Origin of the sequence: Streptomyces kebangsaanensis (assembly GCF_001906585.1) — a bacterium.
GTDB classification, from domain to species: Bacteria; Actinomycetota; Actinomycetes; order Streptomycetales; family Streptomycetaceae; genus Streptomyces; species Streptomyces kebangsaanensis.
The window spans coordinates 71,082-86,131 of record NZ_JUJA01000040.1 but is presented as its reverse complement, the minus strand read 5'-3'; the positions used below and the strand labels follow the sequence as shown (position 1 = coordinate 86,131).

The 15,050-nt window shown below is 72.3% G+C and carries 15 protein-coding genes; 6 read left to right on the top strand and 9 right to left on the bottom strand.

Features of this window, described 5'->3' with window-relative positions:
* Positions 1 to 64: 64 nt before the first annotated feature.
* Complete coding sequence (gene nagB / locus RH94_RS05725; protein WP_073946557.1) at positions 65 to 850, bottom strand: glucosamine-6-phosphate deaminase; 786 nt, start codon at positions 848 to 850, stop codon at positions 65 to 67.
* Between the two features lie 687 nt (positions 851 to 1,537).
* Between nagB and RH94_RS05720 the strand changes: the two genes are divergently transcribed.
* Positions 1,538 to 3,004 (top strand): sensor histidine kinase, encoded by a 1,467-nt coding sequence (locus RH94_RS05720; protein WP_073946556.1) that lies wholly within the window; start codon positions 1,538 to 1,540, stop codon positions 3,002 to 3,004.
* 204 nt (positions 3,005 to 3,208) lie between these two features.
* On the opposite strand, the gene RH94_RS05715 is transcribed toward RH94_RS05720, so the two are convergent.
* Positions 3,209 to 3,466, bottom strand: coding sequence for a WhiB family transcriptional regulator (locus RH94_RS05715; RefSeq protein ID WP_016639615.1), 258 nt, complete (start codon positions 3,464 to 3,466; stop codon positions 3,209 to 3,211).
* A gap of 317 nt (positions 3,467 to 3,783) precedes the next feature.
* Complete coding sequence (locus RH94_RS05710; RefSeq protein WP_073946555.1) at positions 3,784 to 4,752, bottom strand: diacylglycerol/lipid kinase family protein; 969 nt, start codon at positions 4,750 to 4,752, stop codon at positions 3,784 to 3,786.
* A 115-nt stretch (positions 4,753 to 4,867) separates the two neighbouring features.
* Between RH94_RS05710 and RH94_RS05705 the strand changes: the two genes are divergently transcribed.
* Complete coding sequence (locus RH94_RS05705; protein WP_073946554.1) at positions 4,868 to 5,335, top strand: hypothetical protein; 468 nt, start codon at positions 4,868 to 4,870, stop codon at positions 5,333 to 5,335.
* 68 nt (positions 5,336 to 5,403) lie between these two features.
* On the opposite strand, the gene RH94_RS05700 is transcribed toward RH94_RS05705, so the two are convergent.
* The 3 genes from RH94_RS05700 to RH94_RS05690 form a co-directional block, all read right to left on the bottom strand.
* Positions 5,404 to 6,585, bottom strand: coding sequence for an RNA polymerase sigma factor SigF (locus RH94_RS05700; protein WP_073946553.1), 1,182 nt, complete (start codon positions 6,583 to 6,585; stop codon positions 5,404 to 5,406).
* A 17-nt stretch (positions 6,586 to 6,602) separates the two neighbouring features.
* Positions 6,603 to 7,019, bottom strand: a complete 417-nt coding sequence (locus RH94_RS05695; protein WP_067236910.1) for an ATP-binding protein — start codon at positions 7,017 to 7,019, stop codon at positions 6,603 to 6,605.
* 285 nt (positions 7,020 to 7,304) lie between these two features.
* Positions 7,305 to 7,565: a UBP-type zinc finger domain-containing protein gene (locus RH94_RS05690; RefSeq protein WP_073946552.1), complete on the bottom strand. Its 261-nt coding sequence runs from the start codon at positions 7,563 to 7,565 to the stop codon at positions 7,305 to 7,307.
* A 76-nt stretch (positions 7,566 to 7,641) separates the two neighbouring features.
* On the opposite strand from RH94_RS05690, the gene RH94_RS05685 reads away from it, so the two are divergent.
* Positions 7,642 to 9,237, top strand: coding sequence for a Na+/H+ antiporter (locus RH94_RS05685; RefSeq protein WP_073946551.1), 1,596 nt, complete (start codon positions 7,642 to 7,644; stop codon positions 9,235 to 9,237).
* Positions 9,238 to 9,285: 48 nt separating this feature from the next.
* Here the strand turns inward: RH94_RS05685 and RH94_RS05680 are convergent, their stop codons facing one another.
* Entirely contained in the window at positions 9,286 to 10,218 is a 933-nt protein-coding gene (locus RH94_RS05680; protein ID WP_073946550.1) for a 1-aminocyclopropane-1-carboxylate deaminase/D-cysteine desulfhydrase, read from the bottom strand.
* A gap of 200 nt (positions 10,219 to 10,418) precedes the next feature.
* Here RH94_RS05680 and RH94_RS05675 point away from each other — a divergent pair, with 200 nt between their 5' ends.
* From RH94_RS05675 to RH94_RS05665, 3 genes are all read left to right on the top strand, one after another.
* Entirely contained in the window at positions 10,419 to 11,825 is a 1,407-nt protein-coding gene (locus tag RH94_RS05675) for a family 2B encapsulin nanocompartment shell protein (RefSeq protein WP_073946549.1), read from the top strand.
* 127 nt (positions 11,826 to 11,952) lie between these two features.
* On the top strand, positions 11,953 to 13,188 hold the full coding sequence (locus RH94_RS05670) for a family 2 encapsulin nanocompartment cargo protein polyprenyl transferase (RefSeq protein ID WP_407697260.1): 1,236 nt from the start codon (positions 11,953 to 11,955) through the stop codon (positions 13,186 to 13,188).
* Between the two features lie 180 nt (positions 13,189 to 13,368).
* Complete coding sequence (locus RH94_RS05665; RefSeq protein WP_073946547.1) at positions 13,369 to 13,983, top strand: GNAT family N-acetyltransferase; 615 nt, start codon at positions 13,369 to 13,371, stop codon at positions 13,981 to 13,983.
* A gap of 252 nt (positions 13,984 to 14,235) precedes the next feature.
* Here the strand turns inward: RH94_RS05665 and RH94_RS05660 are convergent, their stop codons facing one another.
* A complete protein-coding gene (locus tag RH94_RS05660) occupies positions 14,236 to 14,658 on the bottom strand; it encodes a VOC family protein (RefSeq protein WP_073946546.1) in 423 nt (140 codons plus the stop codon).
* Between the two features lie 9 nt (positions 14,659 to 14,667).
* A partial coding sequence (locus tag RH94_RS05655; protein WP_234425553.1) for a helix-turn-helix transcriptional regulator occupies positions 14,668 to 15,050 on the bottom strand: 383 nt, incomplete at its 5' end.

Below are 15,050 nucleotides of genomic sequence, written 5' to 3'. Positions count from 1 at the left end.
CAACGCCGAAGGTGTCGGCCGCCCCGTCCGGGGCGGCCGACACCTTCGCGTGCGTGTGCGGGGGCTAGATGCTCTGCCAGGACGGCTTGTTGGCGTAGGCGTAGCGGAAGTAGTCCGCGAGCTTCAGCTTGGAGGCGGCGGCCTCGTCGGCGACGATCGTGGCGTGCCGGTGGAGCTGCAGGGCCGAGGCCGGGCAGATGGCGGCGACCGGTCCCTCGACGGTCGCCGCGAGCGCCTCCGCCTTGCTCTCGCCCGTGGCCATCAGCACCACGTGCCGCGCGTCGAGGATCGTGCCGACACCCTGCGTGAGGACCTGGTGCGGCACCTGCGCGATGTCACCGTCGAAGAAGCGCGCGTTGTCGACGCGGGTCTGCTCGGTCAGGACCTTGATCCGGGTGCGCGAGGACAGCGAGGAGCACGGCTCGTTGAACGCGATGTGCCCGTCCGTGCCGATGCCGACCAGCTGGAGGTCCACGCCGCCGGCCTCGGCGAGCGCCTTCTCGTAGGCGTCGGCCTCCGCCTGCACGTCCTCCGCGGCGCCGTCGGGCCCCAGGAAGGAGTCCATCCCGAGACCGAGGGGCTCCACCACCTGGCGCCGCAGGACCTCGCGGTACGACTCCGGGTGCCCGGCGGGCAGCCCCACGTACTCGTCGAGCTGGGCGATCCGCGCCCGGGAGGCGTCCACGGCGCCGGAGCGCACCTTGTCCGCCAGCGCCTCGTACACGGGCAGCGGCGTCGAACCCGTGGCCATGCCGAGCACGGCGTCGGGCTTGCGCCTGAGCAGCTGCGCCATGGCCTCCGCGACGAGCTCGCCGCCTGCTCTGGCATCCGGAACGATGACAACTTCCACGCTGGGCCTGCCGATCTGAGAAGAGGGGACGGGACCCTGACGAGGGTCGACAATCAGGTGGTTTAGACCAATCCGGTCCAAGTCCAATCTAACAGAGACGCGCACGTCCGTGTCCATGAGGGTAAGGTGCGCCACCGGCGTGCGACGGCGCGAGCCGCGGGAAATCCGAGGTGCTCGGGGTGCCCGTGGAAAATGCCCCGGCCAACTGGTCCCGTTGCCGGGCCGGGCGGGCTAGGCTGCGTGGTGCACGCCGGGAAGTTCCGGCCAGTCGCCCGGACCCGACCCGGCCGACCGATCGATCGATGAAGAAACCACAACAACCGCCGTCCGGCACATGGACAGGCCGAGTGGTCTAGTCCAGAATGCTCGAAGCGTCCGACGCACGCGCCTCCGCCTTCCCCGCACAGGAAGGCGGACCGAGGATCCGGAGCTCTCTGCCCTGACTGCCCCGGCTCCTCATCCTTCGGCCGACTGGGACCGCACACCCCACGGCCGATACTGCTCCGGGCTGCGGTGCCGGGAGGGTTGAGGGTCCCTCCCAGGCGCCGCGGCCCGCGGGTGTCTCCGGGTCCTGGGACCTCCGGGTCCTTTTCGGGGGCGGGCGCCACCGTTCGCCGCCCCGCCGTACGCGCCCGTACCATTTCAGAACCGTACAAACGCCCGGGTACGCTCGCACACGTGCCCTCCATGAACGAACTCGTACGCCAGCACACCGCCCTCGACGACTCCGATCTCGAGTGGCTGCACCTGCTGGTCTCGGAGTGGCAGCTGCTCTCCGACCTCTCCTTCGCCGACCTGGTCCTGTGGATCCCCACCCGCGACGGCACCCGCTACGTCTCCGTCGCCCAGATGCGGCCGAACACCGGCCCGACCTCCTACCAGGACGACATGGTCGGCCACCTCGTCCCGCGCGGCCGCCGCCCGATGCTGGACGCCGCGCTCGACGAGGGGCGGATCGTGCGCGAGGGCGACCCGGAGTGGCGCGAGGAGGTCCCGGTCCGCGTCGAGTCCATCCCCGTACGGCGGGAGAGCCGCGTCCTCGGCGTCATCGCGCGCAACACCAACCTGCTGACCGTGCGCACTCCGAGCCGTCTCGAGCTGACGTACCTGCAGAGCGCCTCGGACCTGGCGCAGATGATCGCGGCCGGTGCGTTCCCGTTCCCGGACCAGCAGGTCGACATGGACGTCGCGCCGCGGGTCGGCGACGGACTGATCCGGCTGGACGCGGACGGCGTCGTCCAGTACGCCTCGCCCAACGCGCTGTCGGCCTACCACCGTCTCGGCCTCGCCGCCGACCTCGTCGGCCACCACCTGGGCGAGACCACCGCCGAACTCGCCCCCTCCCTGGCCCCGGTGGACGAGGCACTGGCGAAGCAGGCCAGCGGCTGGGCGCCCCGGGAGTTCGAGATCGAGGGCAACAGCGCGGTGATCCAGTTCCGGGCGATCCCGCTCAAACCCAAGGGCACGCGCATCGGTTCGCTGGTGCTGCTGCGGGACATCACCGAACTGCGCCGCCGCGAACGGGAGTTGATTACCAAGGACGCGACGATCCGGGAGATCCACCACCGGGTCAAGAACAACCTGCAGACGGTGGCGGCCCTGCTCCGGCTGCAGGCCCGGCGCATCGAGTCCGAGCGCGGCCGGGAGGCCCTGGAGGAGGCGGTCCGCCGGGTCGGGTCGATCGCGATCGTCCATGAGACGCTGTCTCAGAACCTGGACGAGCGGGTGGAGTTCGACGAGATCGCCGACCGGGTGCTGGCGATGGTCGCCGAGATCTCCCCGGGCAAGGTGACCGGCCGGCGCACCGGGCTCTTCGGCATCCTGGACGCCGAGGTGGCGACCCCGTTGTCGATGGTGCTGACCGAGGTGCTGCAGAACGCCCTGGAACACGGCTTCCACGAGGGCGACACGGGCACCGTGGAGGTCTCCGCGGTCCGCGGCGGCACCTCGCGCGAGGCCCGTCTGCTCGTCACCGTCCAGGACGACGGCGTGGGCCTGCCCGAGGACTTCGACGCGCACAGCTCCGGCAACCTCGGCCTGCAGATCGTACGCACCCTGGTCGAGGGCGAGTTGGGCGGCACCTTCGACATGGTGCCGGCGCCGGAGCGCGGCACGCGCGTGATCCTCGACATTCCGGTGCGGGCGCACAAGTAGCCGCCCCGGCGCACCGGCAGCGCGCACAGCAAAGAGCCCCGGACCGGGAACGGTCCGGGGCTAGTCGCTCGTTGCGGCTCGTTTGCGCATCGGGGGTACTGCGCGCTGCGGCTCGGGGGCGGGGGATGCGTACTCGCTGTCTACGAAGTAATGCCGTAAGGCACACGCGCCGCCAAGCTCAGGCTGTCAGCGGGGTGGCCGTGGTCAGGCGGAGGCCTGACGGGCCCGGTTGCGGGCGGCGCGGCGCTTCATCGCGCGACGCTCGTCCTCGCTGAGACCACCCCAGACGCCGGAGTCCTGACCGGACTCGAGCGCCCACTGCAGGCACTGCTCCATAACCGGGCAGCGACGGCAGACGGCCTTGGCTTCCTCGATCTGCAGCAGCGCAGGACCGGTGTTGCCGATGGGGAAGAACAGCTCGGGGTCTTCCTCGCGGCAAACGGCGTTGTGACGCCAGTCCATGGCTGCTACCTCTCTCGGTACTCGTGCGGGTTGCTTGTGAATGTGAACGCTTTCACGAATCCCTCGACAAGTGAAGGGCCGACTGCCAGGTTCCCTGGTGTGGTCCTGTGGTTTGAAGAGGGGTTCTTGGTGATCTCTGGGGCCCGTGTGGTGGGCCGTCCCGATCGCCACGTAGAGACTCGCAAACCTCGGCGGCGGATACAACCCCTTCCGGAAAGTTTTTTTTGATTCCTCGGTGTCGACTAGGTCACAGCCGTACTTCCATGGGGTGGATCCTGGCCTAAACGTTCGAGTGAAAGGACTTTGGCCCCTTCCACTCACACAATCACACGCAGTGCACGGCGTACGCCTGTGAACGTCACGCTCTTACGCAGCCCGAGGTGGTCACCGTCCATCTGAAGGGGGAGCGGCACCTTCGAATGCAAGGTGAAGCTGCTCAAGTCGTGCAGTGAGACCGCATGCCTGCCGTGAGGGCCACGCTCGGGGGACGAAGTGAGCAACTGGGTCCCATACCGGGCAACCGCGGCGGTGGACAGACGGCTGAGGCCGAGCACGTCGAGCCCGGTATCGAACGAGGCCTTAGGCGACGTGTACATCGGGCGATTGCCCAGATAGGTCCACGGCGAGGTGTTCGACACTATGGCCACCACCAGCTCGGCGAGCGGATCCTTTCCGGGCCGGTCCAGGGTGATCGTCCCGTGCCGCCGGCTCGGCTCGCCGAGGAACTGGCGGACCACCTGCCGTACGTACAGGGCGTGCGTGGACCTCTTGCCGCGCTCGCGCTGCTGTTCCACCCGCCCGACCACGCCCGCGTCGAAGCCGAGCCCGGCGTTGAAGGTGAACCAGCGCTCCGGGACGGCCGCGTCGTCGGTGCCCGGCGTCCCCGAGGTGAGGCCCAGGCCGACCGTGCGCTCGCTGCCGGTGCGCAGGGCGTCCAGGATCGCGCCGGTGGCCTCCACGGCGTCGTTGGGCAGGCCCAGGGCGCGCGCGAAGACGTTGGTGGAGCCGCCGGGGACCACCGCCAGGCGGGGCAGCCGCTCGGGGTCCGGGCCGCGGTGCAGCAGCCCGTTGACGACCTCGTTGACCGTGCCGTCCCCGCCGAGGGCCACGACCAGGTCGATGTCGTCGCTGTCCGCGGCCTGCCGGCCCAGGTCGCGGGCGTGGCCGCGGTACTCGGTGGTCACCGCGTCCAGCTTCATCTCACTGGCGAGCGCGTGGATCAGCACATCGCGCGTACGTGCGCTTGTGGTGGTTGCCGCCGGATTGACCACGAGGAGTGCACGCATGGGGTGCAGCGTACCTACCGGGCGGTACCCGGCCCACACCGCGGTAGGAACCGGGTAAGGATCCGGACGTGAGCCTGCACACGGTGATCCGCGCCGCGAGAGCTACCCTGCTGAGGTGAGCAGTGAGCAGAACCCCGCCCAGGAGACCACGGACGCCACGGGTGCCGCCGGCCCGCGCCCGCGGCGGCTGACGTACGCGGCGGCGCTGTCCGCGCTGGAAGGGCTCGCTCTGCTCGTGGGCGGGGTCTGGATGCTCGTCTTCGGCATCACCGGCGACGGAGTCGACCGGCAGACCGGCATCACCGGCGGCATCACGGTGCTCGTGCTCGCGCTGCTGCCGCTGCTCGCCGCCCGGGGGCTGCTGCTGCGCCGCAGCTGGAGCCGGGGGCCGGCGGTCATCACGCAGATCCTGGCGCTGCCCGTGGCCTACAACCTCCTCCAGGCCGACAGCGCGGCCATCCCGGCCGGCATCGCGCTCGCCGTCGTGGCCGTGACCTCGCTGGTGCTGCTCGTGCACCCGGCGACGACCCGGGCCCTCGGCATCAAGGGCCCGGGCCGCACCCGGGAAACCCAGCAGCGGTAGGGCCTGTTCGGCAGCGGTCGTACGGCGGGAGCGGTACGCCCCTTTCGCTACGGCCCTTCTCCTGCTTCTTACTCCTCCACCAGCAGCTTCTCCCGCAGCTGGGCCAGCGTGCGGGCCAGCAGCCGGGAGACGTGCATCTGCGAGATGCCGACCTCCTGCGCGATCTGCGACTGGGTCATGTTGCCGAAGAAGCGCAGCAGCAGGATCCGCTTCTCGCGCGGCGGAAGGTCCTCCAGCAGCGGCTTGAGCGACTCGCGGTACTCCACGCCCTCCAGCGCCTCGTCCTCCGCGCCGAGGGTGTCGGCGACCGCCGGGGACTCGTCGTCGGTGTCGGGCACGTCCAGGGACAGCGTGGAGTAGGCGTTGGCCGACTCCAGGCCCTCCAGGACCTCCTCCTCGGAGATGGCCAGCCTCTCGGCCAGCTCGTGCACGGTGGGGGAGCGGCCGTGCAGCTGGGACAGCTCGGCCGTCGCCGTGGTGAGCGACAGGCGCAGCTCCTGCAGACGGCGCGGCACGCGCACCGCCCAGCCCTTGTCCCGGAAGTGCCGCTTGATCTCGCCGACGACCGTCGGGGTCGCGTACGTCGAGAACTCCACGCCGCGGTCCGGGTCGAACCGGTCGACCGACTTGATCAGACCGATGGTGGCGACCTGGGTCAGGTCGTCCAGCGGCTCACCGCGGTTGCGGAAGCGGCGCGCGAGGTGCTCGACGAGCGGCAGGTGCATGCGGACCAGCTGGTTGCGCAACTCCGCGTACTGCGGGCTGCCCTCCTTCAGCGTGCGCAACTCGACGAACATCGCGCGTGCGCCACTGCGGTCCTGAGGACCGTGCTGCGCGCCGTGCACGCCCCGCCCGTCGTCCTCGGAGTTTCGCTCGTGCTCGCTCATCGTCCCGCCCGTTGCCCTTCCCCGAGCCCCCGCCTCCTTCCCCGTGTTCACGCCTTCGCGTGAACGGGGGGAATCCCCGTGAGGGGGAGGACCGCCATGGCCGGCACCGCTCCGCGCCGGCGCGGGCGTGCCCCGCACGGCGTCGCCGTGCGCCCGCCCGTCGCCCGGGAGGCCGGCCGCCGACGGCTCGTCCTCCGGGTGCGGCCTGGCCTGCTCCGGGATGCCGTCGACGCCGCCCGCCGCGCGCCGGGGCACGGCGGGGCCGCCCGGGGTGGTCCCGCCCGGGTTCGTGGCCCCGTCCGCGCGGGCGGGGATCCCGCCCTCGGCCGGCAGCTCCCGTGTGCCGCGCTCTTCGTCCCGCACCGGCCCGTCCCCGTTCCTCACGCCGGCCCGGGTCCCGCGCCGCGCTGTTTGTAGAGGCTGATCGACACGGTCCTGTCCTCGTCCACGGCGGAGGAGACCTTGCCCGCGAGCGCGGACAGGACGGTCCAGGCGAACGTGTCCCGCGAGGGCGCGTGACCGTCCGTGGTCGGGGCCGAGACGGTCACCTCGAGCGAGTCGTCGACCAGCCGGAAGACACAACTGAGCACCGAGCCGGGCACGGCCTGCTGGAGCAGGATCGCGCAGGCCTCGTCCACCGCGATGCGCAGGTCCTCGATCTCGTCGAGGGTGAAGTCCAAGCGGGCCGCGAGACCGGCCGTGGCCGTCCGCAGCACCGACAGGTAGGCACCCGCAGCCGGCAGCCGGACCTCCACGAAGTCCTGGTTCGCCACGGGCTCGCCTGCGATCTGGGACACCCTCACCTCCAAGGTGGTACAAGCTCTCTCAGGGCCGGGGGTCGCCCCCCGGGGTAACGCGATACATGGTTCAGCGGTGACGCTACCGCGCTCTCGGCGTTCCTGTCCCGGGACCCCAACCCCTTGCTGTCACTCATAGTAAAGCTACGGATACGCTCCGTGGCTAGGGGGTCTGCGGGCCCAAATGGGAACAGCGCGGGCCGGATTGTCGTACCCGGACGCCGGACGGTCGAACCGTCGGACCGTCCGGCCTCCGGTCGCACGAGCAGGGTCGCACGGGCACGGTCATACGAGCACGTGGTCCACGAAGCACCAACGCCAGTCCTCGCCGGGCTCGAAGGTCCGCATCACCGGATGCCCGGTCTCCTTGTGGTGCATGGTCGCGTGCTGTCCCGGCGAGGAGTCGCAGCACGCGACGTGCCCACAGGTCAGGCACAGCCGCAGCTGCACCGGGTCCGTGCCGTCCGCCAGGCACTCCGGACAGGTCTCGCTCGCGGGCGCGGGCTCCGGACGCGGCAGCGTGCCGGCGTGCGTGCACTGTTTCATGATTGCCAGGTTACGACGGGCGCGCGGGTGACCGCGCGGAAAAGCGGGGGGCGAGAACGACGGGCGGGTGAGGACGATGGACGTGATGCCGCTGCTGTTGCTGGTCGCGGGCAGCACCGCGGTGGCCGGGGCCGCCCGGCGCACCCCCGTACCGGCACCCCTGCTGCTGGTCGCGGCCGGACTGGCGGTCTCCTACGTCCCCGGAGTGCCCGCCTACACCCTCGATCCCGGAGTGGTCCTGCCGCTGCTGCTGCCCCCGCTGCTGCACACGTCGGCCATCGACAGCTCCTACCTCGACCTGCGCGCGCAGCTGCGGCCCGTGGCGCTGCTCTCGGTCGGGTACGTGCTGTTCGCGACCTTCGTGGTCGGCTGGGCCGCGTACCTGATCGTGCCGGGGCTGCCGCTGACGGCCGCGCTGGTGCTGGGCGCGGTCGTGGCGCCGCCGGACGCGGTCGCGGCGACGGCGGTGGCCCGCCGGGTCGGGCTGCCCTCGCGGATCACCACGATCCTGCAGGGGGAGTCCCTGCTCAACGACGCCACCGCGATCACCGCCTACAAGGTGGCGGTGGCCGCCGCGGTCGGCGAGGGCGCGACCTGGGCCGGGGGCGTCGAGGAGTTCCTGGTCGCGGCGGTCGGCGGCGTCGGCGTCGGACTGGTGCTGATGGCGCCGCTGCACTGGCTGCGCACCCACCTGAGGGAACCGCTGCTGCAGAACACGCTCTCCCTGCTCATCCCGTTCGTCGCCTACGGCGTCGCCGAGCAGCTGCACGCCTCCGGGGTCCTCGCCGTGGTCACGGTCGCCCTCTACCTCGGCCACCGCGCGTGGGAGGTCGACTTCGCCACCCGGCTCCAGGAGGAGGCGGTGTGGAAGATGGTCGCCTTCGTCCTGGAGTCCTCGGTGTTCGCCCTCATCGGACTGCAACTGCCGATCGTCCTGAGGGGCCTCGGGAGGCACACGGGCGCCGAGGCCGCCTGGTACGCGGTCGCCGTCTTCCTGGTGGTCGTCGCCACCCGGTTCGTGTGGGTGTACCCGGCGGCGTTCCTGCCCCGCCTGCTGTCCCGGCGCGTCCGCGCGCGGGAGGAGAACCCCACCTGGAGGGGAGCGATGGTCACCGCCTGGGCCGGGATGCGGGGCGTGGTGTCCCTGGCCATCGCCTTCTCGATCCCGGCCACGCTGCACGACGGCGAGCCGTTCCCCCGGCACAGCCTGCTGCTCTTCCTGACCTTCACGACGGTCATCGGAACGCTGGTGGTGCAGGGACTGACGCTGCCGCCGCTGATCCGCCTGCTGAGGTTCCCCGGCCGGAGCGCGCAGGCGGAGACCCTGGCCGAGGCGAACGCCCAGGCGCAGGCCTCCCGGGCCGCCGAGCAGCGCCTGGAGGAACTCCTCCAGGACGAGCGCAACGCCCTGCCCCAGCCGCTCGCCGACCGGCTCCGCACGGTCCTGGAGCGCCGCCGCGACTCCGTGTGGGAGCGCCTCGGCCAGGCCAACCCGGTCACCGGCGAGTCGGTGGACGACACCTACCGCCGGCTGTCCCGGGAGATGATCGGCACCGAGCGCGAGGTCTTCGTGCGGCTGCGGGACGGGCGCTACATCGACGACGAGATGCTGCGCACCCTGCTGCGCAGGCTGGACCTGGAGGAGGCGGCCGCCTACCGGGAGGCGGCGTGAGCGGGGGCGGCGTGAGCGAGGGGGCGGGAACGCGGCCGGGCGCGCGGTTCAGGGTCGTGCCGGGAAGGGGCTGCCCGTGACGACCGCGGCGATCGTCGTCCCGCGCGCGAAGGCGCCCTCGTCGGCCAGAGCGACCAGGGCGTACAGCAGCTTGGCGACGTAGAGGCGCTCGACGGGGACGCCGTGCCGTCCGGTGAAGTCCTCGGCGAAGGCGTCGAGTTCGGGTGTGACGCGGGCGTAGCCGCCGAAGTGGAAGCGCTCGTCGAGCGACCAGGTGCCGCGGCGGGCGCCGAAGGCGCTTTCCTGCAGGGCCTCCACGTCCGCGGTCAGGAAGCCGCCCTTGAGGACCGGTATGCCCAGGACGCGCGGGCCGGGCGGGAGGCCCGCGGCCAGTCCGGCCAGGGTGCCTCCGGTGCCGCAGGCCAGGGCGACGACGTCGGCGTGGCCGCCGAGCTCCTGGCCGAGGGTCCGGCAGCCGCGCACGGCGAGGGTGTTGCTGCCGCCCTCGGGGACGACGTACGGCTCCTCGGCCCCGATGCCGCGCAGTACGGCGGCGAGCGTCTCCGGCTCGGACTTGCGGCGGTACGTCGTCCGGTCGACGAAGTGCAGCCGCATCCCGTCGGCCGCGCACCGGGCCAGGGAGGGGTTGAGGGGGCGGTCGGCGAGCTCCTGCCCCCGGACCACGCCGACCGTGCGCAGGCCGAGCAGGCGGCCCGCGGCGGCGGTCGCGCGCAGGTGGTTGGACCAGGCGCCGCCGAAGGTCACGACCGTCCGGCCGGCCGCGGCCTTCAGGTTCGGGGCGAGCTTGCGCCACTTGTTGCCGGTCAGCTCCGGGTGGATCAGGTCGTCGCGCTTGAGGAGCAGCCGCAGACCGTGCCGGGCGAAGCGGCCGTCGGCGACCTCCTGCAGGGGCGAGGGAAGCCTCGGGGAGAGCGCGGCGGGATCGGAGGCGGTGGGATCGGGGGCGGCGGAGCTGGTCACCCGGCCATTGTCCGGGGCGGCGGATCCGCCCGCCGCCGGGAGGGGGTGCCGGGAAGGGGCCCGTCCCTGCCCTGGACGCCGGTGATCCATTCCCGCTCTTTCGGGTAATGGCACGGCCACGTTACGTGATGGAAGGCTGGTGCCCGCAAATCGATGCGCGGCGCCGAACGTGCCGGGCGTGAGCGGGAGGGCAATTCTCTATGTCGGTAGGCGAAGAGGTCCGCACGGAGCAGGACCGGCCGCAGCAGAGCCTCGGCACCGCGGCCGCGCGGAACCTGGCCACCACCACCAAGTCCGTTCCCCAGATGCAGGAGATCAGCTCGCGCTGGCTGCTGCGCATGCTGCCCTGGGTCGACGTGCAGGGCGGCACGTACCGGGTGAACCGGCGGCTCACCTACGCCGTCGGTGACGGCCGCATCACCTTCGTGAAGACCGGCGACCGCGTCGAGGTGATCCCCGCGGAGCTCGGCGAGCTGCCGGCCCTGCGCGGGTACGAGGACGAGGACGTGCTCTCGGAGCTCGCCCAGCGCTGCCGGCAGCGGGAGATCGGGGCCGGCCAGGTGATCGCCTCGTTCGGCAACCAGGCCGAGGAGGTGTACCTGCTGGCGCACGGCAGGGTCCAGAAGATCGGCACCGGCCCCTACGGCGACGACCAGGTCCTCGGCGTCCTCGCCAACGGCGCGTACTTCGGCGACCAGGCGCTCCTCGACCCGGACGCCATCTGGGAGTACACGGCCCGCGCGGACACCGCGTGCACCGTCCTCGTGCTGTCCCGCCACGACCTCGAACAGGTCGCGGACCGCGCCGAGTCGCTGCGCGCCCACCTCCAGGGGCGGCGCTCGATCCCCGAGCAGCGCTCCAACAAATACGGGGAGAAGGAGGTCGACCTCGCCGCCGGGCACAGCGGTGAGCCGGACATCCCGCACACCTTCGTCGACTACGAGGCCCGCCCCCGAGAGTACGAACTGAGCATCGCCCAGACCGTCCTGCGCATGCACACACGCGTGGCCGACCTCTACAACCAGCCGATGAACCAGACGGAGCAGCAACTGAGGCTGACCGTCGAGGCGTTGAAGGAACGCCAGGAGCACGAGCTGATCAACAACCGCGACTTCGGCCTGCTCCACAACTGCGAGTACGACCAGCGGATCCAGCCGCACGACGGCGTGCCGAGCCCCGACGACATGGACGAACTGCTCAGCCGGCGCCGCGGCACCAAACTCTTCCTCGCCCATCCGCGCGCGATCGCCGCGTTCGGCCGCGAGCTGAACAAGCGGGGGCTGGTCCCGGAGACCATCGACATGGGCGGCAACCGCATCCCCACCTGGCGCGGGGTGCCGATCTTCCCGTGCAGCAAGATCCCGGTCACCGAGGCCAGGACCAGCTCGATCATCGCGATGCGCACCGGCGAGGACGACCAGGGCGTCATCGGGCTGCGCGCCAAGGGCATCCCCGACGAGATCGAGCCGAGCCTGTCCGTGCGGTTCATGGGCATCAACGAGCAGGCGGTCATCAAGTACCTGGTGACGACCTACTACTCGGCGGCGGTGCTGGTGCCGGACGCGCTGGGCGTCCTGGAGGACATCGAGGTCGGCCGTTGGCGCTGACGACTCGCGCCGCCTCCCGGTGTCCCGGCCCCCCGGGCCGGGTACACCCCGGGGGTACGCGCCAGGTTCCGGCTGCGGAAGCCCCACCGTCCGCGGTCTCTTCCGAGGGGGATCGGACGTTGATCGGATGGCAGAGTCCATGACGGAGACGACACACCGGACGACAGAGCGAACGGCACGGCGTCCGGCGGCCGTGCCCCGGCCCGCGGGGACGGAACGGCAGGGGGGGCCGGAAGGGCAGGAAGGGCCGGAGGGCTCCTCCGCCGGTCCGCCGCTCCCGCGCCGCGCCGCCGGCAGCCGCACGGACGGCCCGGCGGACGCGTCCGACGGACACGACGCGGCGCTGATCCTCGAGCGCTCCCGCAGATCGGTCGAGCCCGAACTGCGGGCGGCGGTCGACTCCCTGCCCGCCTCGATGCGCCGGATCGCGCGCTACCACCTCGGCTGGGAGCACGCGGACGGCACGCCGGCCACGGGGAACGGGGGCAAGGCGATCCGCCCGGCACTCGTCCTCACGGCGGCCGCCGCGCTCGGCGGGCCGGGGGCGGAGGCGGGGGCGGCGCGGGCCGCCGCGGCGGTGGAACTGGTGCACAACTTCACGTTGCTGCACGACGACGTGATGGACCGGGACTCCACCCGTCGGCACCGGCCCACCGCGTGGACGGTGTTCGGTGACACCGGCGCGATCCTCGCCGGGGACGCCCTGCAGGCGCTGGCCCTGCGGCTGCTCGCCGAGGACCGGCATCCGGCGTCACAGGCGGCCACCGCCCGGCTCGCGGCCTGCGTGGTCGAGCTGTGCGAGGGCCAGCGGGCGGACACGGCCCTGGAGCATCGCGCTCCCGGCGAGGTCGCGCTCACCGAGGTGCTGGTCATGGCCGAGGCCAAGACGGGCGCACTGCTCGGCTGCTCCTGCGCCCTCGGCGCGCTGTACGCGGGGGCGGGGGAGGAGGAGGCCGGGGCACTGGACGCGTTCGGCCGGCAGGCGGGGCTCGCCTTCCAGCTGATCGACGACGTGATCGGCATATGGGGCGACCCGGCCCGCACCGGCAAGCCGGCCGGTGCCGACCTCGCGGCCCGCAAGAAGTCCCTGCCGGTGGTCGCCGCGCTGACCTCCGGAACCCCGGCCGCCGCCGAACTCGCCGAGCTGTATGCCCGGCCGCACCGGGAAGGGCGGGAAGGGGAGGAGGAGCTGGAGCGCACCGCGCTGGCGGTGGAGCGGGCCGGTGGCCGGGACTGGGCCCAGGCCCAGGCGGCCGACCGGATGGCCCGGGCCGTGGACGAACTGGCCCGCGCCGTCCCCGACCCCGCGCACGCGGGCGGACTGCTGGCCCTGGCCGAGTTCGTGACCAGGCGCACCAGCTGACGCCCGCCCCACCGGGGAGGACCCCGGAGCCATCGGGCCCGTACGGCTCCTGACCCCGTACGGCAGGCCGGGACTCCGGTCCGGCGGGTCCCGCACCGCCCCACGGTGTGCGGGGCCCGTCCCTTTCCCTTAGGCTCAACACCCGTAATTCCAGGGCCACTTGAGCTGAGAGGGCGGAAGATGGGCGTAGGCATCCGGTCGGCGGGGCAGGGCGACCGCGCGTCAGTCGTACGGCTGCTGGACGAGGCCTTCCAGGACGACCCGGTGAGCGGCTGGGTCTTCCCCGGCGAGGAGTACCGCCGCACGACCCACCACCGGCTGATGGCCGCCTTCACCGACACCGTGCTCGAAGAGGGCCGGATCGACGTGACGGAGGACGGCACGGCGTGCGCGCTGTGGCTGTCGATCCCGGCGGCCGCACCCGGCGGCCCGGACGACGCCGACGACGCCGCACGCCTGCGCGAGGCGGTCGACCCGGCCAACGCGCGCGTGGAGGAGATCGCCCGCCTGATGGCCGACTTCCACCCGACGGACCGCGCCCACGAGTACCTGTGGATGATCGGCGTCACCCCGGCCCGCCAGGGCGAGGGCCTGGGCAGCGCCCTCGTCCAGCACGCCCTCGACCACTGCGACCGCGAGGGCCTGCCCGCCTACCTGGAGGCCAGCAGCGAGCGCAGCATCCCGCTCTACGAACGCCTGGGCTTCACCCTCACCGGCCGCACCCTCGACCTCCCGGACGGCCCCCGGATGTGGCCGATGTGGCGGGAGCCCCGCACCGGCCGGGGCAGGCCCTGACCACCCGGACGGGGACGGGTGAAGCGGTACGGGGCAGGGAGCGGCGCCGCAGGATGTGGGCAGTCGCGGTGGCCGCCGGTGGTGGTCTCGCACTGTGGCCGCGGGACTCGAACGAGCCGCGAGAGCCGTACGTCCGGCAGAACGCGCGCGGGACGGCGACGCCGCGCCAGGACGACTCCCGCGCCTGCCCGCCCCGGCCCTCTCACCCCCGCCCGGTCACGGTGTGACCGCCCACCTGTGCGTGTACACGACTCAGCGCCGACCCTCGGCCCGCTCCATGAACCGCAGCAGGTTTCCGGCCGGATCGCGGAACGCGCAGTCGCGGACCCCGTACGGCTGGTCCATCGGCTCCTGGACGACATCGGCGCCGTACTCCTGGACGCGGGCGAAGAGGGCGTCGCAGTCGGCGGTGCTGAAGATGACCCCGCGGAGCATGCCCTTGGCCAGCAGTCGGGCCATGGCTTCCCTGTCGGAGGGGGAGGCGTCGGGGTTGGCGGCGGGCGGTTCGAGGACGATCTCCACGTCCGGTTGGAGCGGCGACCCCACGGTCACCCACCGCATCCCCTCGAACCCGACGTCGTTGCGGACTTCCAGGCCCAGCACGTCGCGGTAGAAGGTGAGTGCCTTGTCGTGGTCGTCGACGGCGATGAAGCACTGGCGGAGTTTGAGGTCCATCCCCTCACGCTACGGCGCCGGCGGCGGCCCCGTGCGCCTCGGGCGCGTGAAGGCCCGGGCCACGCACGCCGGAATCACCGCGCCGTCCTCGTGCGTCCGCGCCCGATAGACGCTCGGCGTCTCACCGACGAGCTCGGTGAACCGCGAGCTGAACGACCCCAGCGACGTGCACCCCACCGCCAGGCACACCTCCGTCACGCTCATGTCCCCGCGCCTGAGCAGCGCCTTCGCCCGCTCGATGCGCCGGGTCATGAGATACCCGTACGGGGTCTCCCCGAACGCGGCCCGGAAGCTGCGCTGGAAGTGTCCCGGCGACATGAGCGCAGTCCGCGCCAGCGCGGCCACGTCCAGCGGCTCGGCGTACTCACGGTCCATCCGGTCGCGGGCCCGCC